Source organism: Cytobacillus sp. MT66 (assembly GCF_058792595.1).
On the sequence record NZ_JBXAFB010000050.1, the window covers coordinates 1 to 1,001 of the forward strand.

A 1,001-nucleotide genomic window follows, 5' to 3' on the forward strand; every position below is an offset into this window, starting at 1 on the left:
ACCTTGTTGGTGGTTTCTCTCATATTGATTTGGTGAAAAGTTCCCCAAGGTTGAGTGCTTTCTTTTTTCGTTATAGAAACTGTTTATATAATAATTAACAGCTTTAATCGCTTCTTCTCTTGTCTTAAACCGTCTTCTGTAAATTAAATCTTTTTTGATTGTGGCGTGAAAAGACTCAATACAAGCATTATCATAGGGATCACCTTTTTTACTCATACTGATCTGCATTTCGTTCTCCTCCAGAAGATCAATATAATTCTGAGCACAGTACTGTGAACCACGGTCTGAATGATGAATTAAATCTTCGCCAGGCTGCCTTGATACGAGTGCCATTTTTAATGATTGTATAACTAATTCTGTTTTCATATGTGAAGCTAAACTCCATCCCACGATTTTCCTACCGAATAAATCCATAATGGATGATAAATAAACCCAGCCTTCTACTGTCCAAATATAAGTAATATCAGAAACCCATACTTTGTTAGGTTCTTCTACATTGAATTGGCGTTTAAGCAGGTTAGGATAAATGTTCAAATTATGATTTGAATCCGTAGTGACTACAAACTTTTCTTTTAGGGTTGCTTTTAAATCCATTTCTTTCATGATCCTAGCCACAGTCTTTTGTGAGATAGTATAGCCCCAGTCGATTAAGTCAGAGTGCACCCTTGGGCTTCCATAGGTTCCAAAGCTTTCATGGAATGACTTACTAATTTTTTGCTGGATTTCTAAACGATATTCTTCTTTTTCAGATAGAATATTAGATTGTGAAAGCCATTTATAATAACCACTCTTCGATACCTTTAATACTTGGCACATCCTCGATATAGCGTGTTCATCTGAGTGGGCTTGAATAAAGCGATAAACTACGCTTGGTTTTTGGTGAAGATGTGCATGGCCTTTTTTAGGATTTCATTTTCCTCTCTTAATAGTTCTAATTCTTTATCATGTTGTATTTTAAGTTTTTCAAGTTCAGAAGGGGTGATATAATTCTCGTTCGTTTT

The 1,001-nt window shown here is 35.1% G+C and carries 1 protein-coding gene; it reads right to left on the reverse strand.

From position 1 onward, the window contains the following. The coding region (locus tag AC1Q59_RS24765) for an IS3 family transposase (RefSeq protein ID WP_492368527.1) at positions 1-852 on the reverse strand (852 nt) is incomplete at its 3' end. Positions 853-1,001: the final 149 nt, after the last annotated feature.